The sequence below is a fragment of the Paenibacillus sp. FSL R5-0636 genome, assembly GCF_037974255.1.
Classification (GTDB): Bacteria; Bacillota; Bacilli; order Paenibacillales; family Paenibacillaceae; genus Paenibacillus_AQ; species Paenibacillus_AQ odorifer.
The window spans coordinates 4,927,501-4,948,548 of sequence record NZ_CP150232.1 but is presented as its reverse complement, the minus strand read 5'-3'; the positions used below and the strand labels follow the sequence as shown (position 1 = coordinate 4,948,548).

The window sequence follows — 21,048 nt, the reverse complement described above, 5'->3', positions numbered from 1 at the left end:
GTAAGATTCATGGCGGCAGAGCGGCAGGTTTATTCGATAAAAGAACTCAACCGTTATATCCGCATGAAGCTAGACTCGGATAATTTACTTTCGGATGTGTGGATTCGCGGAGAGATTTCCAACTTTACACATCATGGCAGCGGGCATATGTATTTCACACTTAAGGACGAGAGCAGCCGCATTAAAGCGATTATGTTCGCTTCTCATAACCAGCGGCTGCCTTTTATTCCGAAAGAAGGCGCTCGGGTAATTGCCAGAGGTAATGTGACCGTTTATGAACGGGATGGGCAATACCAGTTCTATGCCACACATATGCAGCCTGATGGGATTGGCAGTTTATATCTGGCCTATGAGCAGCTGAAGAGCAAGCTTGAAAAAGAAGGCCTTTTTGCAGAAGCTCGCAAGCGTTCGTTGCCGCGGTTCCCGAAGTGTATTGGTGTGATTACATCCCCAACAGGAGCAGCTGTACGAGATATTGTGATTACGCTTCAGCGGCGGTTTCCGCAGGTAGCTATTGTAATCTATCCCGTACTGGTGCAAGGCAAAGGCGCTGCGCCTTCGATAGTGAAGGCGATTGGCGCGCTGAACGCCATGGGTGAAGCCGACGTGCTTATCGTCGGCCGCGGCGGCGGTTCGCTGGAGGAGCTGTGGGCGTTCAACGAGGAGGAAGTCGCACGAGCGATATCGGCATCAAGGATTCCGGTCATCTCGGCCGTCGGCCACGAGACCGATTTCACGATTGCCGATTTCGCCGCCGACCTCCGCGCGGCTACGCCCACAGCGGCCGCTGAGCTGGCCGTGCCTCATGCCGGCGAGCTAGCTGCGCAGCTTCGCCAGCTGCAGCAGCGGCTGCGCCAAGCGCTGCAACAACGCGCCCAGCGTGGACGCGAGCGCCACTCGGTGCTGCAGCGCTCGCTGGCGCTGGCAGGCCCGCGCCGGACGCTGATTCAGCACACACAGCGGCTGGACATGCTGCGTGAGCGGCTCCAGCGCTCAGCGGATGCACGGCTCAGCCGTTCCCGCGAGCGTAAGGCGGTGCTGCATCACAGTCTGCAGCGGTTCCATCCGCGCGACAGTGTTGCCGCAGCACGTCAGCGCACAGACAGCATGCGCCGTGAGTTAATGGGCGCTATGCAAGCTCGTTTGCAGGAGAAGCGATCTCGCTATGTGGCAGAGATTCGTCACCTGGATGCGCTGAGCCCGCTAAAAGTAATGTCGCGCGGCTACAGCTTAGTGTATGACGAGGCGGAAGAACATTTAATCAAATCGCTGACCGAAGTGCAGCTTGGCGATCTTGTGGTGATAAAGATGAATGACGGACAGCTGAACTGCCAAGTATGGGGGATGAAGGAGGATGGCAAAGACGATGACGAAGGAAGCGGAACTTGATTTTGAAGGCGCTATGGACCGACTGGAGGAAATCGTTCGTGAGCTTGAACACGGCGACGTTCCTCTGGAGAAGGCCATCGATTTATTTCAGCAGGGAATGAAGCTGTCGCAGCTTTGCGGCAGCAAGCTGGAACAAGTAGAGCGTAAGATCGAAATGATTACCCAAGAGGACGGAGAACTGCGCAAAAAGCCGTTTGGTGCACGTCTGGAAGGGGACGCCGATGAATCGCTTTGAGAATGATCTGGAGGGAAGCTCCGCAAGTGAAAGCATGCGGCAGCCGCTGGAGGATTACATCGCATCGATAAGTGATTTGCTCTCACAGGAGCTTGAGACTATTCTTCCCGCAGCATGGACGGTTCCAGAAAATTTACAGCAAGCGATGAAGTATTCGCTAATGGCAGGGGGCAAACGCCTCCGGCCGCTGCTTGTGATCGCTGCTTGTGAATCACTGGGAGGCAGCCGTGAAGCAGCCTTGCCTGTTGCTGCTGCTATTGAGATGGTACATACCTACTCGTTGATTCATGATGATCTGCCTGCCATGGATAATGATGATTATCGGCGCGGTAAGCTGACGAATCATAAAGTCTTTGGTGAAGCGTCAGCTATTCTTGCGGGTGATGCGCTTTTGACCCATGCTTTTTACAGTGTGGTACAAGCCTCCCGTAAATTTGGCATCCCTGCTGATAATGTTTTATCCATAGTGGAGGATCTGGCGGAAATGGCGGGTCCACGCGGCATGGTCGGCGGTCAGATAGCAGATATGGAAGGCGAGCAAGGACTAACAGATCTTGCACAGCTGAAGTATATTCATCTGCATAAAACCGGAGATTTAATTATCTTTTCGTTGTTAGCCGGCGGACGTATCGCAGGGGCAACAGAGAAGCAGCTTGAAGCTCTGCGTGATTTTGGCACAAGCATCGGACTCGCTTTTCAAATTCAGGATGATATTCTTGATTTGGTTGGAGATGAAGGCAAGCTTGGTAAAAAAACAGGCAGCGATATCAAACAGCAGAAGGTAACCTACCCTTATTTTATTGGGTTAGAGGAATCTCGTGCTGAGGTGAAGCAGCTTACAGAAGCAGCTCAAAATGCTGTGCTGAATGGCGGTTTTTACGACAACCAGCGCCTGCTGGAAATTGCAGATTATTTAATGGCACGTGATCACTAAGTATGAACTTTCGAAGCGGCTGTATTTCGACAGCCGTTTCGTTTGTGTTATAATGGTTTTTATATATTTTACAACATCTAGGAAAGCGGGGAACTATTCGTGCTGCTTCCACAAATAAATGATCCACAACAACTGAAATCACTGTCAGTCGAAGAATTAACTACTCTTGCAGAGGAAATTCGACGATTTCTGATTGAGAAGCTTACAGCAACCGGCGGGCACCTCGGTTCTAATCTGGGGGTGGTGGAGCTCACGCTGGCCTTACATTATTGCTACAACAGTCCTCGTGACAAAATGATCTACGACGTTGGCCACCAAGCCTATGTCCACAAAATACTGACCGGCCGTCAAGATCGCTTTGATACCCTGCGCAAATATCAGGGATTGTGCGGCTTTGTTAAGCGCTCTGAAAGCGAACATGATGTGTGGGAAGCTGGACATAGCAGCACCTCTTTGTCGGCAGCGATGGGGATGGCTATGGCTCGTGATCTTAAAGGCGAAGACAACAAGGTGATTGCCGTGATTGGTGACGGTGCGCTTACCGGCGGGATGGCTTTTGAAGCGCTTAACCACATTGGCCATGAGAAGCGTAAGCTGATGGTTATTTTGAACGATAATGAAATGTCGATTGCTCCGAATGTAGGGGCGATGCACAATTATTTAAGCAAGATTCGTTCGGACCGTCATTATTTGCGTGCTAAAGACGAGGTTGAAGGGCTGCTTAAGAAGATTCCGGCCATCGGTGGACGATTAGCGAAAACCGCTGAACAGTTAAAAAACAGTCTTAAATATATGATGGTACCCGGAGTATTGTTTGAAGAGCTTGGCTTTACGTATCTTGGGCCAGTGGATGGACATGATCTGGAGAAAATGATCGACACCTTCCATCAAGCAGATAACGTGGCGGGTCCTGTGCTTGTGCATGTGCTGACGACCAAAGGCAAGGGCTACAAACCGGCTGAGACTGATTTCTATAAATCGCATGCCATTTCCCCTTACAAAATTGAGTCGGGTCAGGCACTTAAAGCTGTAGGTCCTCCAATGTATACCGAAGTATTTGGCAGTACGCTGATTGAGCTGGGACGTGAAGATTCGCGCCTGATTGCAGTTACCCCTGCGATGCCAGGCGGTTCAGGGTTGTTTCCTTTTGCGAAGGAATTTCCGGATCGCATGATTGACGTCGGGATTGCCGAGCAGCATGCAGCAACCCTGTGTGCAGCTTTGGCTATGGAAGGGATGAAGCCGGTATACGCCGTGTATTCTACCTTCATGCAGCGTGCCTATGATCAGATCGTCCATGATATTTGCCGCCATAACGCCAATGTTATGTTCGCCATTGACCGTGCTGGATTTGTGGGTGCGGATGGTGAGACTCATCAGGGTGTGTACGATGTTGCTTTTATGCGCCATATCCCTAATATGGTTATGATGATGCCAAAAGACGAAAATGAGCTGCGTCATATGATGAAGACGGCACTTGAATATAATGACGGTCCAATTGCTTACCGCTATCCGCGTATTAACGGAACAGGCGTGGCAATGGATGCTGAACTGCATACCCTTCCTATAGGATCATGGGAACGACTACGTACAGGAGAAGGATATGCTGTAGTGGCATGTGGTCCTATGGTTCAAGTGGCTGAAGAAGCCGCTGATTTGCTGAAGCGGGAAGGGATTCAGGTGGGTGTTGTGAATGCGCGTTTCCTGAAGCCGCTTGATAACTCCATGCTTCTTGATTTGGCTCATGCTGGAACCAATATGGTTGTTATTGAAGAGGCTTGCCAAGCGGGAAGTCTCGGCAGTGCGGTATTGGAATTCTACGCGGAGCATGAAATTTATGACGCGCGTGTACATCTGATGGGTGTGCCCGACATCTTCGTGGAGCATGGCTCCATTAAAGAACAACGTCAGCAAACAGGCCTTACCGTAGAAGCGTTATGTGGACGTATCAAGTCCATGATGGCTTTAAGTGCTTATAATTACAAAACAACTTCGTCTTCCTAAGTGGAAGCCGGAAATTAGTAACCCTTGAACGATCGGGAGATGACCATGGAACACCGCAAAGAACGGATTGATGTACTGCTTGTGGAGCAAGGTTTTTATGAAAGCCGTGAGAAAGCTAAAGCTGCTATTATGGCAGGGTTGGTGCTCGCGGATGAGGAACGTATTGAAAAAGCTGGCATGAAGGTTTCGCGGGAGTCTACCCTTAAGGTTAAAGGCTCTGTGCATCCGTATGTCAGTCGTGGGGGCCTAAAGCTGGAGAAGGCTCTTCGCCAATTTAATATTGATCTTACGGGACGGAACATGCTGGACATTGGTGCTTCCACTGGCGGCTTCACAGATTGTGCGCTTCAGAATGGCGTAAGCCATGTGTACGCTATTGATGTTGGCTATAACCAGCTGGATTGGTCACTGCGTAATGATGAGCGAGTGAGCGTCATGGAGCGTACGAACTTCCGGTATATGACACCTTCAGATTTGCAGGGTCCTGTTCCGGACTTTGCCAGTATTGATGTATCTTTTATATCCTTAAAAATAATTCTCCCACCTCTCAAAGCCTTGCTGCAACGTCCAGCAGATATCGCTGCACTCATCAAGCCGCAATTTGAGGCTGGGCGTGAGAAGGTTGGAAAATCAGGTGTGATTCGTGATTCCGCGGTCCATAAAGAGGTATTGATTAATGTACTGACTATGGCTGCAGAGTTAGGATTCGGTCTACATGGATTAACCTTTTCACCAATTACAGGCGGAGAAGGCAATATTGAGTTTCTTGCTCACTGGAGACTGACGCCAGAAGTGGTGGAAGGCGAAGAAGTATCCGTACAGCCGGCAGCTGCTGTTGCAGCAGTCATTCCAGTGGAGGACTTCGCTTCCCTTGCTGATGAAGTGATTAAGCAGGCTACGAGTACTTTTAATGTGAGTTCTACTCATGGAAACTCCCCGCGCCGCTAGAGCTTTATGAACACCCCGTCAACCTCAAATGGTCAGCGGGGTGTTTTGCAGATTTGCTCAAATGGATTGAATTTATTAAAATAAAGACCCGGTATAAAATCCGGGTCTTTATATTTTGAATCTTTTTTGGATTTACTGTGCTCGTTGTAATTGTAAAATGCTGAATTAGCGAATAATATCAATTATGCGGAAAGCTCGTAAAAAGACAGCTTAGAAGCAGGATTTACCAGGGCTTCACGCGAATAAATCACCGAGGTGATTGATAGTGGCGGGTAGCTCTGACAAGGTCGTTATGGCGTTTATTGGGGTAGCATTATCGATTTTTATAATATATCGGATATATGTATGGCTGCAGAGTTCTCCGCGTTCTTTTATGAAGGATCAAATTCCGTTCAATAAAGTGATTATTCCACATCCCTCTATTGATATACTTGAGGATGAAGGATATGAGGTCGTTGGAGGGAAATTAAAAATCCCCTTGTCTTTCAACGTAAATGGGGCGCAGATGTATAGCCGGTTATTTATAGATTATGTGGCGACAAAAGAGGAAGGCTCGTTATATTTAGTTATCCTTTCCAGACCACGCAAGCCTTTGGATTTCACTGGCAGCGGCTTACGTGATACCTTGCTTCCCTACCTGCTGATCTATCCGGAATGCAGCGGCGTTCTATATGTTAATGTAGCAACAGCATCGATCCATGTAATTAAGCTTAGCAAAGACGACGGAGAATCAAACTGAGTCCATATTTTTTATATACCAGGAGGCAACAATGAAGGGACAACGACATATTAAGATTCGCGAAATTATTACACAAAAGGATATCGAGACACAGGACGAGCTTGTGGAAGCCTTGCGTGAATCAGGTTTTCAAGTTACGCAAGCCACAGTATCTCGAGATATAAAAGAGCTGTTGCTCATCAAAGTACCCATGGATGATGGAAGATATAAATATTCACTTCCAACGGATCAACGGTACAATCCCATTCAGAAGCTTAAGCGCGTTCTTGTGGATAATTTTGTGCAGATCGATTCCTCGGCTAATCTTGTGGTGATGAAATGTTTACCAGGTACGGCTAACTCTGTCGCTGCTTTGATTGATAATATTGACTGGCCGCAAATTATGGGAACCCTTTCTGGTGATGATACAATCCTTATTATTTGCCGTTTACCTGAGGACAGTAAGACTGTAATTTCACAAATCATGGGTTATATTTCTTAATTATAATTAATCAGATGCCTGTCATCTTCTCGGAGGTGCTCTATTAGTGTTAGAAACCTTGTCTATACGCAATCTTGCCGTCGTTGAGGCGGTTGATGTGCATTTTTATCCTGGCTTCCACGTGCTTACGGGAGAGACCGGGGCAGGTAAATCCATTATTATTGATGCGCTTGGATTGATTGTTGGAGGCCGCGGTTCAGCGGATTCCATTCGTTATGGTTGTGAAAAAGCGGAGATGGAGGCGCTCTTCAGTCTTCCCAGCGGTCATCCCGTTTGGGAGACTTTGGAGCGTCTTGGCATTGAGGCCCAGCGCGAGGAGCATCTTATTATACGACGCGAGCTTACCTCTCAAGGTAAAAGTACATCACGTGTAAATGGACAGATGGTCAATCTTACCATGCTTCGTGAGATCGGCGAGCAGCTGGTTAATATACACGGCCAGCATGAGCACCAGAACTTGCTGAAGGCGGAACGGCATCTGGGACTGCTGGATACATACGGAGAACCGATTATTGGTCCGCTAAAGGCAGTTTATCAGGAAAGGTATTCTGCCTTCGCGAAGGTGGAGAAAGAGCTGCGAGAGCTGCAGGAATCCAGCCAGAAGGCATACCAAATGCTCGACTTATATCGTTTTCAGCTTGAAGAAATTTCATCGGCCGGATTAAAACCGGGAGAAGATGAATTACTTACCGAAGAACGGGTCAAACTATCCCACAGTGAGAAAATGATGGATTCCGTATCGGGTGCATATGAGCTGCTTTACGACAGACAAGGCTTGGAATCGATCGGTAATGTCATTTCCAGACTTGAGGATGCAGTTCGTTACGATGAGAAGGGTCTGCGAACAGTGCTCGAACAGCTGCAGTCCTCATATTACCAGCTAGAGGATGCTGCTTTTCAGCTTCGTGATTACCGGGAAAATATCGAGTTCAATCCGATGCGACTTGAAGAAATCGAGAATCGTCTGGATTTGATCACTGGACTCCGACGTAAATATGGAGAGAGTGTAGAACAGATTTTGGCTTATTATGAACAAATTCACCGGGAAACTGATTTGCTTGAGAATAAAGATGAATATCTGGAGAAACTGACGGCGAAGCGCGATTCGCTGCTGTCTGTATTAATGGAAGCAGCTACGGAATTAAGTGAAGCACGCAAGCTTTGTGCTGCTGATCTGGCCACCCAAGTGGAGGGTGAGCTTAAAGACCTTCAAATGGAAAGAACCTCGTTGCAGGTCAAATTAGACACGCTGGAGGACCCCCGTGGAGTGGAATACAATGGTCGGCGTATTCGCCTCACAAGACAAGGGATAGACAGCGCAGAATTTATGATATCCCCTAACCCGGGCGAACCCCTGAGACCTCTTGGCAAAATCGCCTCTGGTGGTGAGCTGTCGCGTATTATGCTGGCAATGAAAAGTATTTTTGCGCGCCATGATGCAATTCCAGTTCTGATTTTTGACGAAGTGGATACCGGTGTCAGCGGCAGAGCCGCTCAGTCCATCGCAGATAAGCTGTTTAAGCTATCCTCTACCTGTCAGGTGTTCTCCATTACTCACTTGCCGCAGGTGGCTTGTATGGCTGACCATCAGTACTTAATCCGCAAAAAGGTTGAGGATGGAAGAACCATGACTGAAGTGGAATCCCTAACAAACGATGGACGTGTAATGGAGCTGGCCCGGATGCTGGGTGGCGTAGAAATTACCGAAAAAACATTGCATCACTCGCAGGAAATGCTTAATCTGGCCGAGGCAAGTAAGGCTGCAACAAGCTAAGCGGAGCAATGATTGACAGTAATAAAAGCCTGGGGGCAAGGTTATCTTATAGGTACGCAATTGGCGACCACCTTTTTCGTCAAGCGAAAGAAGCAAAAGGGAGCGTGACAGCCATTGAAGCCTAACCTCAGGAAGTTAATGCCAGGCCTTTTATTTGCCTTCTTTCTTAGTTTATCGGGCATAACGGGAACAAATCTAAGTTCTGCTGCACCACTGCATGGTGAACCAGCCAAGGTGACTGCACAAGGAATTCATTCCGAGCTTAAGGTGATCCCGGGAGGTCAAACGATCGGTGTGAAAGTGAAATCAGCAGGTGTTTTGGTTGTTGGTCATCATCTGATTGAAGTATCAGAGAAATCTAAGCTTTCCCCAGGAGAGGTCAGCGGTTTAGTGCCGGGTGATCTGATGATCTCCATGAATGGTGAGAAATTGGATGAGTTGTCCAAGGTGGCCAAGCTGGTGGATCGTGCTGGTAAAGCGAATAACCCCTTGACCATTGTCTTCAAACGCGGGGGTAAAGAGCATACAGCTAAGCTAAAGCCCGCGTATGACATTCATGACAAAGTGTGGCGGTTAGGCCTGTACATTCGTGATTCAGCAGCGGGTGTCGGCACATTAACTTTTTATGCTCCCGAGCAAGGTGTATATGGAGCTTTGGGACATGTGATTACAGACATGAATACCGGTACTCCAATTGTTGTAGGCAGTGGTCATATCGTTCAGTCCAGTGTCACCTCCATATCCAAAAGCCAGGATGGCGATCCGGGCGAGAAACGAGCGCATTTTTTGAAAGAAAGCCAAGTGCTTGGAAATGTGGAGAGTAATACTGACTTCGGTATCTTCGGTAAAATGAGCTCCAATCCCGAGCACAGTCTTTACAAAGAACCGATCCCCGTGGCGATGAGCGATCAAGTCAAGGAAGGTCCTGCTGAGATCCTAACTGTAGTTGACGGACAGCAGGTGGAGCGGTTTAAGGTTGAAATCATTCATGTAGCACATCAGCAAACGCCAGCCACTAAAGGAATGGTGCTGCGGATCACTGATCCACGCCTTATCGATAAGACAGGCGGTATCGTTCAAGGCATGAGCGGAAGTCCTATTGTACAGGATGGCCGTCTCATCGGAGCCGTAACTCATGTATTTGTAAATGATCCTAAGTCCGGTTATGGGTGCTTCATCGAATGGATGCTTCAAGATTCAGGTGTGACCAAACAGGAGAATAGGTATTCATTAAATCTTAAGGCGGTTTAGCCTTAAGATTTTTTGTCGAACGATTACGAAGAACCTCGAACATTGAGATAAAATATTTAATTATAATCCAACGCAGAAAAAAAATAAAGAAAAATAATTTTCGACAGAAGGGAATTCGATCTCCATGTCGAAAACGTAAGAGACAAGAAAAAAATGTTATTTTCGAATAGCAGATATAATTAAGGAGGAAGCAGCCAGTGCAGAATATTGAAGTGTTGTTGGCCGATGATAACAGGGAATTTACGAATTTGCTTTCCGAGTACATTTCTGAGCAAGAAGATATGACCGTAACGGGTATCGCCTACAATGGTGAAGAAGTGCTTCAAATGCTTAGCGAAGCGCGTAAAATTCCCGATGTTCTTATTCTTGATATCATCATGCCGCATTTAGACGGCCTAGGTGTATTGGAACGTCTACGTGATATGGATCTGAATCCTCAACCGAAGATCATCATGCTGACTGCTTTTGGTCAGGAGAACATCACTCAAAGAGCTGTACAGCTTGGTGCATCCTATTATATTTTGAAACCGTTCGATATGGAGGTCCTGGCAAATCGTGTACGTCAGCTTGTCGGCTCTCAAGGCAGCATGAGCTCTTCCTCCAACATGTACAATTATTCGTCGACGTCCAGATCGAATGTAGTGCCGCTCTCTAAGGGCAAGAACCTCGACGCTAACATTACCTCGATCATCCATGAAATCGGTGTCCCAGCGCATATCAAGGGCTATCAGTACCTGCGTGAAGCGATCACCATGGTATATAACAATATCGAGATCCTTGGTGCGATTACGAAGACGCTCTACCCAGCAATCGCTGAGAAGTTCAAAACCACGCCTTCACGTGTAGAACGCGCGATCCGCCATGCGATTGAAGTCGCTTGGACACGTGGCAACATTGACTCCATCAGCCATTTATTCGGCTACACCATTAATATCTCCAAATCTAAGCCTACTAACTCGGAATTTATTGCCATGGTAGCGGACAAGCTGCGGATTGAGCATAAGGTTAGTTGAAAGGGTTAGGGGCAGTGCGGGGTAAGGGATTGTAGGTTGATGGTAGGTGTTTACAGTCAGTATATAAAAGCCGATAAACTTTTTCCATCTCACCCGATAAACCTTTTTGGTTTATTGGGTTTTGTTTTTATTTAAAGATTAGCCTTCTTATAAATGGTGAAACTCAAGCAGGGACATAGAACAATCGGGCGAACTGGTTAGATAAACTAATTTTCTATCCAGATACAGAACTACATTTATGAGTTAAGTCGGAGGAATCTTCATGAATTATTACGAATCAGGTGTTGAAAGAATTAGGAATATTGATGCGAATTTATACATTGAAATTTCAAAAAAAAGATACGAAGAAGTAAGATCTAAGGGTGAATATGAAGCAGATGCTAATTTGATTGCAGAGTATTACCGTAGAGTCGGCGTGTTTTTGCGGTTTATCTCAAAGGAAGCAGCAAGTATATACATAGGAATGGATATGTTATTAGGTTTTAAGATGGAGGAAAATGAGTGGGACAGTTTCTTAGAAACGTGTCCGAATTTTAATGAAATTGATATTATGCTTATGAAATTAATAAGTATACATTATTTACGATGGTGTTCTTTGCTTGATGTGCGCGACAATATCGCAGTACAGTTTCCAGATATATATGAACCGATGATCAAATTATTTGAGAGAGGTGGGGGACGGATTAATACGCATCACCACGAACTGGTTGGTGGATTTGGAGCTTTTTCACGCTCTATCCATGCAAATAGAGGAGATATGACCCCTTTTGATATAAGCGATGTTGCTCTAGAAAATATCATTAAGGAAGTAGAACTAGCAGAAGGTTACTTAGCGGACTATAAGAACGGAAATTTATCAGAAAATAATTGTATCCGCTGTGGTAACAAATTATTGATCCTACCAAACTTATCGGATTATGGTTATCAATGGTATAAAATTAAATGCGAGACTAAAGACTGTTTTGATAAAAATTTCTCATGATACTTCATTATAGTTATATCAATCAGAGTGTCCGCGGCCTGAGCTATCAATAAAATCAAAGCAGTAAAAAGACACTGAGATCTATTCATCAGTGTCTTTTTTGTGGAAACTTTTTTACCAACATTTTATTTCATCGTTCTTGTAATCATTTCATTCAGAAGGTTGGAATTTAAAGTAACTTAATCAGCTCTTCTAGCTCATCAACCATACCTTTTGCAAGTTCAAAATTATTGTCTTTTAAAGCTAATTCTATTTTCATTTCAACTGCTTTTTTATTTTGTTCATTTTCTAAATAATCTTTATCAAAATGACTAGCATAAATCATCTTTCTGAATTTTCGCATACTCATTTTTCTAATCGTCTTCTCGTCAATGATTAGTACATAATCCATACCATTTACTACGGAATAGAAATCATGAGAAATCATGAGAATCGCACCTTTATAGTCTTCAATGGCTTTCTCCAGTGCGATTTGTGTATAGGTGTCTAAATGGCTTGTCGGTTCATCAAGAAGCAATAAGTTTGCTTTGCTAGCAGAAACTTTTGCCAATTGCAGTATATTTTTTTCGCCACCAGATAAAGATTCTATCTTTTGAGTAAGAATTTCTCCTTCAAAGCCATAGTTTGAAAGATGTGCTCTAATCTCGTCATAAGTTGCAAACCCGGCATCGATGAAGTCTTCTAGTATGGTATTAGAATCCTTTAGCACTTCGTCTTGAAGCTGAGAAAGATAAGCCACTTTAATATCAGAATTCATTTTAATTGAATCATGATTATTTTTAAAGATATCTCGGAGTAAAGTCGTTTTCCCGGTACCGTTTGGACCGATAAGGGCTACTTTATCTGTAGGTTTCATCTCAAAGTTAACATTTTCTAAAATCAACTCATCAAAGGAAACACTATAATTATTCACATTTAAAACAGTGATGTCTTCTTCAAATTCATTGTCCACACCAAAACTGATTTTTGGTTGCTTAATATCAACGAATGGCGCTTTAATTTTTCGCGCTTCCAATCTTTCTTGAAACTTAACCCTAGCTTTTAACGCTCTCCCTCTAGATGCTTCTGAATTATAGGTTGCGATCGCTCTAAGATTATCAATAATGTTATCGTATCTCTCTATCTCTTCTTGTTCAGCGACTGCGATTTCTTGTAACTCAATTTTCGTCTGAAGTAATGAGAAGTTATACTCAATATATCGCCCATCGAACTCTTGGATCTCCATGTTTTCAAGGTGTATAATTTTGTTAAAACAATGATTCAATAGATAACGGTTATGCGTAACCACTAGCAATATTCCTTTGTGAGCATTAATAAGATTTTTAAGTGCATTTAGGTTTTCAAAATCTAAAAATACATCGGGCTCATCCATAATCATTAAGTCTGGACTAGTCAGCATTTCCTTCATCACTTGAATAAGCTTGAATTCCCCACCACTTAGGTCGGATACCCTAGCATCTTTTAGCTTCAAGAGGTTGGCTAAATTTAGTTTCTTATTAATATTGCTTTCAAAATCATTTCCATCCATTAAATCAAAGGCATCTAGAGCTAATTGATACTTTTCGAGTAATGAATCAATATCTGATGATGTTTCCATTTCAGTGAGGATAGCTGTTATTTCATTTTGTATCTTAATAAATTCTTCTCCTATATATTCAAAAACGGTTGTTTCTTTAGATTTGTCTAGTTGCGAAAACTGACTTACATACCCAATTTTGCAGGTTGGGTCCATCTCTAGCTTGCCTTCGAACAAATATTTTTCTGGATCCATTAGTATATCGATCAGTGTACTTTTACCACTGCCGCTTGTTCCTATAAAAGCACAATGTTGTGCCTCTTCAAGCGTAAATGAAATGTTTTTATATAGGTCTTTTTGCGGGAATGCGAAGGATAAGTTATCAACTTTTATCATAGTGTTACCTTTCTTAACTAAAAATAGTGACTATTATAAGATGTATTGAAGAGCACAGATTTTGAGTTTACCGTTGATAGAGTAACACTGTTTACAAGCAACTTCAATCATTTCGCATTAAAGTTGCTTGTGAAATTTTAAAATACAACTTAGAACAATATGATCACGCCTGCCCAGATAGCGTATTATAGCTCGATTACATCTGGCCAGTAGTTGGGTTGGCTGTGGCACGGAAAGAAGATTGCAGATGCGATTGTAGTAAATAACTCGGCCTACGTACCTGTACGCGCGATGTCCGAAGCGACCGGAGCAGGGGTGACGGTTGAAGGAAAAACGATAATAGTGGAGAGTAAGGAGACTGAGAAGGCAGCGCTAAAGGCAAGTATTGCTGCGGCTAAACTCCGGGAAAGATTAGCAGGGGCAGAATCAAGCGTTCAAGTTCTCAAAGAAGCGATCCAACTGGTGGAAACTACTGCGGCTGACCTAACAAGCGCAGCAGACTTAGAGGCTAGAAGAAACTATATCGCGGAGTTGAATAAACGTGTAGAGTTCATGGAAATAGAAATTTCGCAGATCAAGGCGCAGCTCGGCGAATAATAAATGAATAATGACGAAAAGTCTCGCCATTACTGGTGCGGCTTTTTTTACTTGCAATTAGATAAATCCCTGCCATTCACACAAAACTCCACTTCACATAATAGACACTCATTTGGAAAATAATGTTTGACATGTGAGGAATGTCACTGATAAGATGATGTAAATTAAACCTAGTTGAATAATCGGATAAGGTTCTTTAGAGGATCTCATCATTTTTTTGCTCTAAATACCTATTAAATACATAAGTATAGTTTAATTTATATTTATCGGAAAGGGTGAATGGAGTGTCGGAGGAAACACTGGTTATCGAACATTTGAATAAAGTATTCGCCGCGCCTGCAGGTGATGTTATCGCATTAAGTAATATTCAGCTGAAGGTGAAAAAAGGCGAGTTGATTACGATTATAGGTCCCAGCGGCTGCGGAAAAAGTACCTTGCTAAAAATTGTGGCAGGACTGGATACGAGCTATAGCGGCACGGTTCTACTGAATGGCAAACAGATCGACGGTCCGAGTATTGAGAAGGGATTTATATTTCAAGAACCAAGACTTTTTCCGTGGTTGACGGTGGAGCATAATATTGCAGCAAATTTATCGCTTAAAAATCCAGAGGTTCGCAAAAAAGTAAATGAATTGATTGAACTTGTACGATTAAAGGGTTTTGAGAAATCCTATCCACGTGAGCTGTCAGGCGGGATGGCCCAGCGAGTATCTATTGCTAGGGCGTTGCTCCGTAATCCGGATGTATTATTGCTCGATGAACCTTTTGGCGCACTAGACGCTTTTACTAGATCACATCTGCAAGAGGTACTTCTTGATATTTGGCAGAGTAATAAGACGACTATGTTATTTGTGACTCATGATCTGGATGAAGCTGTATTTTTGGGTGAGCGGGTAGTCATTATGAATCCTCGACCTGGACATATTCGCAATATTCTTCCCATCGATTTACCGTTTCCGCGAAAAAGATCCAGTACTTCATTCCAAGAGTTACGTCGACTGGTTCTGAGTGAGTTTGAGAAGGTTGAAGAACCGGCAATCGATGTTGGTGCTGGTATCTAGATAAAGAGAGTCCATTTTTTATAAAAAGGGGAGAAATGATCCATGAAATTATTTCGTAATTCACTACTTGTTATGCTTGTTTTGTCTGTATTTGCAACGGGTTGTGCATCGAATGAAAAGAGCGCGGGAAAGAACGATGCGAACAAATATGAAGGTGTGACCATTAAAATTGGCGTGCAGGGCAGCGGGGGAATGTTTGGTAAAGCCCGTGAGGAAAAATGGTATGAGCAAGAATTTGATAAGCTGGGCGTCAAAGTAGAATGGACGGAATTTCAAAGTGGACCCCCAATGACAGAGGCGATCGCTTCTAATAAGTTGGACATAGCGACGCTTGGTAACATGCCGGTGATCGCAGCCCAAGCTGCGGGCATTCCTATTAAGATTATCTCACAAGTATTAGAAGGTACGAATAACGTTGCTCTTCTTGTACCTAGTAGTAGTACTGCTCAGAAACTGGAGGATTTGAAAGGTAAGAAGATAGCTGTTACAAAAGGCAGCAATGCTTACAACTTCCTTTATCGCGGTATTGAGGAATCAGGTCTTAAAGAAGCAGATTTTGAGATTATCCAGTTACAGCCTGATGAAGCACAACCTGCATTTGAAACCGGTGGCGTTGATGCATGGGCTACATGGGATCCATATATTACTCTAAATGCATTGACCGGTAAAGGGAAGGTTTTGACGGATGGTGAGCAATTGGGTGTCTTATCTCCTTCTTTTGTGATCTCCCGTTCAGCGTTCGCAGAGAAATATCCAGAACTAGTTACGCTTTATTTAAAAGTCACCAACAAAGCTATAGCTTGGGAGACAGACAATCGCGCTGAAGCGACTGAAAGATATGCGGCTGAGCGGAACATTCCGGCAGCGGTAATAGAAGGTACATTTGAACGTTCCCAGATGATCAACATTCCAATTAGTGATGCTGTTGTTGAAGAATTGCAGAAGACAGCCAATTTTCAATTTAATATTAAGAACATTCGTAAAGAGATTGAAGTTTCTAAAATAACAGATAATCAATATATTGAAGCAGCACTGAAGGAACCTTTGAAGTAACGGATGAAACCACAGATGTAGAAAAGAGGTTGTTTACATGCAATTCAGTGCTGAAAAAGCTGTGATCTCGCCACTAATCCATAAAAAGAATCCAGTAAAGAAGCGTGGACTTTCCATCCAAACGACGAATATATTGCTTGGACTTATCTTACCAATTGCTTTGCTCCTGATTTGGGAGATAGCCGGAGCGATGGGAAAGTTAAATCCTATATTGCTGCCAAGGCCAAGTGAAATATGGCGGGAATTGGTTAGCTTGACCGCGTCCGGTGAGCTGGCGAAACATTTAGGCATATCTGCTTGGCGGGCACTGCTTGGTTTCTTAATTGGGGGAGGGCTTGGCTTAGCGGCTGGTTTGTGGGTAGGCTTTTCATACAAAACAGAACGTTTGCTGGATCCGTCGCTGCAAATGCTGCGCACGCTGCCCCATTTAGCAATTGCTCCACTATTTATTTTGTGGTTCGGATTCGGTGAAACCTCAAAAATATTGTTGATTGCCAAAGGTTCATTTTTCCCATTATACGTGAACACATTCCTAGGAATCCGCTCGGTGGACAACAAGTTGTTTGATGTAGGAAGAGTACTGCAATTCAGTAAATGGCAGATGGTGAGTAAGTTAATTATTCCAGCCTCACTGCCCAACATCTTTTTAGGTATCCGCTTGTCTGTGGGCATAGCTTGGCTTGGACTTGTCGTAGCGGAGATGATGGGTTCTAGCTCAGGTGTTGGCTATCTAATCAATGACGCGCGATCGTTTTCTTTGACCACAGTGGTATTTGTTGGGATCATCGTGTTTGCCGTAGTAGGAAAGCTGTCAGACTCATTAGTAAAGCTGTTGGAATCGAGATTGCTAAGATGGCAAGACAGTTATAGAGGAGATAAAGGATCATGAGCAATCACCTATCCAGTAATAAAATAGAGCGTCACGACGATGGTTTAAGCTGGATTCCAAAAAAACTGCATGGTTGGATTGTACCTCTAGCTCTAGTGGTGATTTGGGAAGTGGCAGCTGCGCTCCATTTAGTCTCTGCGACGACATTGCCTGCTCCATCTACCATTATTGCGCAGTTCTTTTCTTTAATAGCTAGCGGTGAGCTGTTTCGACATCTGGGGATTAGCGCCTATCGGGCAGGGCTTGGCTTTTTATTGGGATCTGCTACTGGACTGCTGCTTGGCTTATCTACAGGACTTGGGAAATTAGTAGAGCGTACACTGGATCCATCTTTACAGATGCTTCGAACGATTCCATTACTTGCCCTTATTCCGTTATTCATTTTGTGGTTTGGTGTGGGTGAATTTTCTAAAATACTAATGATTTCATTAGGTGCTTTTTTTCCAGTTTATCTGAACACTTTTCTAGGAATTCGTAATGTTGATATCAAGCTTGTTGAAGTATCCCGTATTTTCCAATACACAAGATGGCAGCTGCTTAGCAAAATGATTATTCCGGCTGCTATGCCTAATATTCTACTTGGTATTCGCTTATCACTTGGTGCATCGTGGCTTGTACTCGTCGTAGCGGAGATGATGGGAACAAGTGCGGGGATAGGCTATATGATTCAGGATGCCAGAGCTTATTCGCAAACAGATATAGTATTCGTTGGAATTTCAATCTTTGCAGTGATAGGAAAACTTTCGGATTCCGCAATTCGATTGCTGGAGAGAAGATGGCTGCATTGGCGTGATACATTCAAAGGTTAACGAACTCTAGAACTCGAAAGGCAGGGTCATTATGGGAACCAGAAAAGATCAGATACATTTAGGTGCATTTATTTATTATTCAGGACATCATCATTATGGCTGGCGGCATCCGGAATCAGGAGCGGATAAGATCTTCAATTATAAATTTTATCGCGAATTGGCAAAAACCGCCGAGCGTGGGAAGTTCGATATGATGTTTTTGGCGGATTTGTTGTACGTGATGGGTGCGGATCAAGCTGCTTCGGGTATGCTGGACCCATTGACGCTGTTGTCAGCCCTTTCGACAGAAACAGAAAAACTCGGATTAACGGCTACCGTATCGACCACGTATAACGAACCTTATAATGTGGCCCGCAAATTTGCTTCTTTAGATCATATTAGTGAAGGCCGAGCGGGTTGGAATATTGTCACCTCCCAGCTCGATGTGGAAGCTTATAACTATGGGAAGCCGGAGCATCCGGAGCACGGACTTCGGTATAAAATGGCACGTGAATTTGTTGAGGTGGCAACACTTCTCTGGGACAGCTGGGAGGATGACTCTTTAATCGTCAACCGCGAAGACGGACAATTTGCTGACGCGAAGAAGATCAAAGAAGTGGAATACAAAGGGGAGTGGTATTCTACAAAAGGAACCCTCAATGTTCCTCGCTCACCTCAAGGGTATCCTGTACTTATTCAAGCCGGATCTTCTGGTCCAGGACAAGATTTTGCAGCTAGTTTTGGAGAGGTGATCTTTACGGCACAGCAGTCGCTTGAAGCGGCTAAGGCCTTCTATGAAAGCGTCAATTCCAAATTAGCAGATTATGGCCGTGAACGTGGCAGCTTAAAAATTATGCCGGGCTTGTCTCCGATCATTGGAGCAACCGAAGAGGAAGCGCAAAGTAAATATAAAGAACTGCAGGAGTTGATTCCTCCTGCCGCTGTTGTTGGTATGTTGTCTGGCATGTTGAGGTTTGACCTGTCCGAATACCCAGTAGATGGACAGCTGCCTGAGATTCCTGATCCAGTAGAAGCATCAAATGGAATGAAAAGCAGGGTTCAGCTGATTATGGATATGGCTCGTAAGGACAAATTATCGATATTAGAATTAGGCCGCCGTTTGCTTGGTGCACGAGGACATATGCAGTTTGTTGGAACCTATGAACAATTGGCAGATTTAATGCAATTGTGGTTCGAAGAGTACGGCTGCGACGGATTTAATATTATGCCACCAGTACTGCCGGGCAATTTGGATGAATTCGTGGATCATGTTGTGCCCATCTTGCAAGCACGCGGCTTGTTCCGCACTGAGTATACGGGAAGCACCCTTCGTGAACATTTAGGATTGGAGCGTCCGGATATCCGTCATTTCCAGAATCGTAGAGTGGCTGAAGTAGGGGCTGGTAAATAAGCGGATTCACTCCTTTATTGGGTTTGGAAAACCAATGAAGGAGTATTTTTTATGTAAAAATAATGTGAATAGTAAAAGATCATCCCACCTGAAGCAATAACTTTATTTGTATTGGTTGCAGAAGTTTCGTGAATCGTTCCAGAAGCAATGTAACAAGTTTCTATTCCATCTGAGTATATTTTCAATATTTTAACGATCGATTCACCGTTTCCACGGATTATCTCACAAGTATTAGAAGGTACAAACAATGTTGCTCTTCTTGTGCCTGGCACTAGTGCCGCTCAGAAATTAGAGGATTTAATCGGCAATCAACCTGCTTACGGTACCACATTCCCTCCAAGTTACTGTCCTTGGCAGGAAAATTTGTTCCATGGTATATTCAGTGTACTAAGAAATCGCTCTTTTGGAATAGCTGACCGCACGTTCGATACAGCAATTGGACAACGGTCCGTTCCAGTATGGATGCCAGGAGGGAGACTACATGTTGGAGAATACCTGCCGCAATTTAGATGAACATCAGTACTCTATATGTCTGAAGCGGATTTATGAGCCGGCGGCTCCGGAGGACGGGTACCGGATACTGGTGGACAGGCTGTGGGCACGCGGAATTACGAAACCGCAGGCGGCATTAGACGAATGGATGAAGGAGATTGCTCCAAGCCCGGAGCTGCGCAAATGGTTTGACCACATGCCGGAGCGTTTTGCGGCATTCAGTGACCGTTATATACAGGAACTGGAGGAAGATCCGACGCGCGTGAGACTTGCAGCGACAATCCGTGAACGGGTGCTGAAACAGGATGTTACGTTGGTATATGCCGCGAAAGACCCAATACATAATCATGCGAATGTATTATATAAATGGCTGCTTTCCAGATAAAAAGCACACGGATCTCCCCAGAATCGTTAAGGATTTCGAGGGAGGCCCGTGTGCTTTTTTTAATAAATAAAATTAGATGCTGGGTGAATAGATTCATAATCAAATTGTTGTTCAATTGGAGTGCCGGTCCGAAAAACTCATAATGAATTTGCTCTTCTTTCATCCCGAGCCTGGGCAGTTCGCCAATCATCGCTTCCATTGTTGGGCGAATACACGCTGCAAGAATTACTGATTAACAAAGCTGATTTGCGTGCCATCCTGCAAGCTAGAAATGAGGTCACGCCTCCTCAAACAGAAGACGTTCTTCATCCCGGCTATGAATCGCGTTCACAACCAGCAGCGCGTGGAACTGGTGAAGCACCTCCGGAGTGAGGCCTTCTTCCGCAAGCAATGCTTTGACATCTTTTACTATAATCCGCAATAATTCATGATCACGTGTAAGCCCGAGAACTGCGTCTTGCAGGTTAGGATTCTTCCCGGCCATTTCCTGGTAGAACCCGTCTTCCTCCGCGTCAGCATGGCTGATAATCCGCGTCTCCCAGTACTCAATTAGATGTTCGGCGGCCTGATGCGCCACTTCAAATTCCTTCGCTTCCAGCAGTTCTTCCACTTCTTCGGTCTTGGCTACAGCGCCGGAGAGCCCGCCCTGATGAATGGCATGGTGGGCATGCAACTGGCGTAGTGAGGGTCCTGGCATGTTGCTTCATCCT

The 21,048-nt window shown here is 44.6% G+C and carries 20 protein-coding genes; 18 read left to right on the top strand and 2 right to left on the bottom strand.

Annotated elements, in window-relative coordinates; genetic code table 11:
- Window positions 1–9 precede the first annotated feature (9 nt).
- From xseA to MKX34_RS22535, 11 genes are all read left to right on the top strand, one after another.
- Window positions 10–1,389 (top strand): exodeoxyribonuclease VII large subunit, encoded by a 1,380-nt coding sequence (xseA, locus tag MKX34_RS22585; RefSeq protein WP_038572529.1) that lies wholly within the window; start codon window positions 10–12, stop codon window positions 1,387–1,389.
- Window positions 1,367–1,624 carry an exodeoxyribonuclease VII small subunit gene (gene xseB, locus MKX34_RS22580; protein WP_036682818.1) on the top strand — a complete coding sequence of 86 codons (258 nt, stop codon included), beginning with the start codon at window positions 1,367–1,369 and terminating at the stop codon, window positions 1,622–1,624. The genes xseA and xseB overlap by 23 nt, the downstream gene beginning before the upstream one ends.
- Window positions 1,611–2,558 carry a polyprenyl synthetase family protein gene (locus tag MKX34_RS22575; RefSeq protein WP_076098644.1) on the top strand — a complete coding sequence of 316 codons (948 nt, stop codon included), beginning with the start codon at window positions 1,611–1,613 and terminating at the stop codon, window positions 2,556–2,558. The genes xseB and MKX34_RS22575 overlap by 14 nt, the downstream gene beginning before the upstream one ends.
- Window positions 2,559–2,657: 99 nt before the next feature.
- Entirely contained in the window at window positions 2,658–4,562 is a 1,905-nt protein-coding gene (gene dxs, locus MKX34_RS22570) for a 1-deoxy-D-xylulose-5-phosphate synthase (protein WP_076297362.1), read from the top strand.
- Between the two features lie 45 nt (window positions 4,563–4,607).
- Window positions 4,608–5,510: a TlyA family RNA methyltransferase gene (locus MKX34_RS22565; protein ID WP_036682815.1), complete on the top strand. Its 903-nt coding sequence runs from the start codon at window positions 4,608–4,610 to the stop codon at window positions 5,508–5,510.
- 373 nt (window positions 5,511–5,883) lie between these two features.
- Complete coding sequence (locus tag MKX34_RS22560) at window positions 5,884–6,249, top strand: hypothetical protein (RefSeq protein ID WP_339203453.1); 366 nt, start codon at window positions 5,884–5,886, stop codon at window positions 6,247–6,249.
- 31 nt (window positions 6,250–6,280) lie between these two features.
- Window positions 6,281–6,730, top strand: coding sequence for a transcriptional regulator ArgR (gene argR / locus MKX34_RS22555; RefSeq protein ID WP_036682813.1), 450 nt, complete (start codon window positions 6,281–6,283; stop codon window positions 6,728–6,730).
- A gap of 46 nt (window positions 6,731–6,776) precedes the next feature.
- Complete coding sequence (gene recN, locus MKX34_RS22550) at window positions 6,777–8,504, top strand: DNA repair protein RecN (RefSeq protein WP_036682812.1); 1,728 nt, start codon at window positions 6,777–6,779, stop codon at window positions 8,502–8,504.
- A gap of 138 nt (window positions 8,505–8,642) precedes the next feature.
- Complete coding sequence (gene spoIVB / locus MKX34_RS22545) at window positions 8,643–9,755, top strand: SpoIVB peptidase (RefSeq protein WP_080742549.1); 1,113 nt, start codon at window positions 8,643–8,645, stop codon at window positions 9,753–9,755.
- A gap of 197 nt (window positions 9,756–9,952) precedes the next feature.
- Window positions 9,953–10,768 carry a sporulation transcription factor Spo0A gene (gene spo0A / locus MKX34_RS22540; protein ID WP_036682806.1) on the top strand — a complete coding sequence of 272 codons (816 nt, stop codon included), beginning with the start codon at window positions 9,953–9,955 and terminating at the stop codon, window positions 10,766–10,768.
- Between the two features lie 262 nt (window positions 10,769–11,030).
- The gene (locus MKX34_RS22535) at window positions 11,031–11,750 is read left to right on the top strand and encodes a hypothetical protein (RefSeq protein WP_076297363.1); all 720 of its coding nucleotides are present in this window, start codon (window positions 11,031–11,033) and stop codon (window positions 11,748–11,750) included.
- Between the two features lie 169 nt (window positions 11,751–11,919).
- Here MKX34_RS22535 and MKX34_RS22530 read toward each other — a convergent pair whose 3' ends face one another.
- Window positions 11,920–13,662 carry an ATP-binding cassette domain-containing protein gene (locus MKX34_RS22530; RefSeq protein WP_076098650.1) on the bottom strand — a complete coding sequence of 581 codons (1,743 nt, stop codon included), beginning with the start codon at window positions 13,660–13,662 and terminating at the stop codon, window positions 11,920–11,922.
- A gap of 213 nt (window positions 13,663–13,875) precedes the next feature.
- Between MKX34_RS22530 and MKX34_RS22525 the strand changes: the two genes are divergently transcribed.
- From MKX34_RS22525 to MKX34_RS22495, 7 genes are all read left to right on the top strand, one after another.
- Complete coding sequence (locus MKX34_RS22525) at window positions 13,876–14,259, top strand: hypothetical protein (RefSeq protein WP_076297364.1); 384 nt, start codon at window positions 13,876–13,878, stop codon at window positions 14,257–14,259.
- A gap of 284 nt (window positions 14,260–14,543) precedes the next feature.
- The gene (locus MKX34_RS22520; protein WP_038572519.1) at window positions 14,544–15,320 is read left to right on the top strand and encodes an ABC transporter ATP-binding protein; all 777 of its coding nucleotides are present in this window, start codon (window positions 14,544–14,546) and stop codon (window positions 15,318–15,320) included.
- 42 nt (window positions 15,321–15,362) lie between these two features.
- Window positions 15,363–16,373 (top strand): aliphatic sulfonate ABC transporter substrate-binding protein, encoded by a 1,011-nt coding sequence (locus MKX34_RS22515; RefSeq protein ID WP_038572517.1) that lies wholly within the window; start codon window positions 15,363–15,365, stop codon window positions 16,371–16,373.
- 37 nt (window positions 16,374–16,410) lie between these two features.
- Complete coding sequence (locus tag MKX34_RS22510) at window positions 16,411–17,262, top strand: ABC transporter permease (RefSeq protein ID WP_038572516.1); 852 nt, start codon at window positions 16,411–16,413, stop codon at window positions 17,260–17,262.
- Complete coding sequence (locus tag MKX34_RS22505; protein ID WP_076129474.1) at window positions 17,259–18,071, top strand: ABC transporter permease; 813 nt, start codon at window positions 17,259–17,261, stop codon at window positions 18,069–18,071. The genes MKX34_RS22510 and MKX34_RS22505 overlap by 4 nt, the downstream gene beginning before the upstream one ends.
- 31 nt (window positions 18,072–18,102) lie before the next feature.
- Window positions 18,103–19,461 (top strand): LLM class flavin-dependent oxidoreductase, encoded by a 1,359-nt coding sequence (locus MKX34_RS22500; RefSeq protein ID WP_076297365.1) that lies wholly within the window; start codon window positions 18,103–18,105, stop codon window positions 19,459–19,461.
- Between the two features lie 481 nt (window positions 19,462–19,942).
- Window positions 19,943–20,338: a DUF488 family protein gene (locus tag MKX34_RS22495; protein WP_076104390.1), complete on the top strand. Its 396-nt coding sequence runs from the start codon at window positions 19,943–19,945 to the stop codon at window positions 20,336–20,338.
- A 277-nt stretch (window positions 20,339–20,615) separates the two neighbouring features.
- On the opposite strand, the gene MKX34_RS22490 is transcribed toward MKX34_RS22495, so the two are convergent.
- Window positions 20,616–21,035, bottom strand: a complete 420-nt coding sequence (locus MKX34_RS22490) for a hemerythrin domain-containing protein (protein WP_036675981.1) — start codon at window positions 21,033–21,035, stop codon at window positions 20,616–20,618.
- Window positions 21,036–21,048 lie beyond the last annotated feature (13 nt).

Bases quoted from the DNA above. Each gene is read 5' to 3' on its own strand.
- MKX34_RS22495 (WP_076104390.1), top strand. From the start codon at position 19,943: ATGTTGGAGAATACCTGCCGCAATTTAGATGAACATCAGTACTCTATA.
- argR (WP_036682813.1), top strand. From the start codon at position 6,281: ATGAAGGGACAACGACATATTAAGATTCGCGAAATTATTACACAAAAG.
- MKX34_RS22490 (WP_036675981.1), bottom strand. From the start codon at position 21,035: ATGCCAGGACCCTCACTACGCCAGTTGCATGCCCACCATGCCATTCAT.
- MKX34_RS22510 (WP_038572516.1), top strand. From the start codon at position 16,411: ATGCAATTCAGTGCTGAAAAAGCTGTGATCTCGCCACTAATCCATAAA.
- MKX34_RS22500 (WP_076297365.1), top strand. From the start codon at position 18,103: ATGGGAACCAGAAAAGATCAGATACATTTAGGTGCATTTATTTATTAT.
- xseB (WP_036682818.1), top strand. From the start codon at position 1,367: ATGACGAAGGAAGCGGAACTTGATTTTGAAGGCGCTATGGACCGACTG.
- MKX34_RS22575 (WP_076098644.1), top strand. From the start codon at position 1,611: ATGAATCGCTTTGAGAATGATCTGGAGGGAAGCTCCGCAAGTGAAAGC.
- MKX34_RS22535 (WP_076297363.1), top strand. From the start codon at position 11,031: ATGAATTATTACGAATCAGGTGTTGAAAGAATTAGGAATATTGATGCG.
- MKX34_RS22560 (WP_339203453.1), top strand. From the start codon at position 5,884: ATGAAGGATCAAATTCCGTTCAATAAAGTGATTATTCCACATCCCTCT.
- MKX34_RS22530 (WP_076098650.1), bottom strand. From the start codon at position 13,662: ATGATAAAAGTTGATAACTTATCCTTCGCATTCCCGCAAAAAGACCTA.
- MKX34_RS22515 (WP_038572517.1), top strand. From the start codon at position 15,363: ATGAAATTATTTCGTAATTCACTACTTGTTATGCTTGTTTTGTCTGTA.
- MKX34_RS22505 (WP_076129474.1), top strand. From the start codon at position 17,259: ATGAGCAATCACCTATCCAGTAATAAAATAGAGCGTCACGACGATGGT.
- MKX34_RS22565 (WP_036682815.1), top strand. From the start codon at position 4,608: ATGGAACACCGCAAAGAACGGATTGATGTACTGCTTGTGGAGCAAGGT.
- spoIVB (WP_080742549.1), top strand. From the start codon at position 8,643: ATGCCAGGCCTTTTATTTGCCTTCTTTCTTAGTTTATCGGGCATAACG.
- xseA (WP_038572529.1), top strand. From the start codon at position 10: ATGGCGGCAGAGCGGCAGGTTTATTCGATAAAAGAACTCAACCGTTAT.